This window comes from Vibrio sp. HI00D65 (assembly GCF_001635455.1).
Taxonomy (GTDB): domain Bacteria; phylum Pseudomonadota; class Gammaproteobacteria; order Enterobacterales; family Vibrionaceae; genus Vibrio.
In genome coordinates, this window is record NZ_LWEH01000260.1 from 1 (window position 1) to 220 (window position 220).

1 pseudogene is annotated in these 220 nt (G+C 37.7%); it reads left to right on the top strand.

The features are described from left to right. Positions 1-220 (top strand): annotated as a pseudogene (locus A3712_RS18470) (nicotinate phosphoribosyltransferase); the annotation flags it as partial.

Below are 220 nucleotides of genomic sequence, written 5' to 3' on the forward strand. Positions count from 1 at the left end.
CTTTCTTAGCAGACTTTGACGAAAGTTTAAGCCATGCCTATTCTGGTGTAAGACATGATAGTGGCTGCCCTTTTGAATGGGGCGAGAAAGTAATTAAACATTATCAATCACATGGCATCGATCCAATGAGTAAAACATTAGTTTTCACTGATGGACTAAACTTTGAGCAAGCATTAGATATTTGCGAACACTTTCAACAACGAGTTCAAGTTAACTTTGG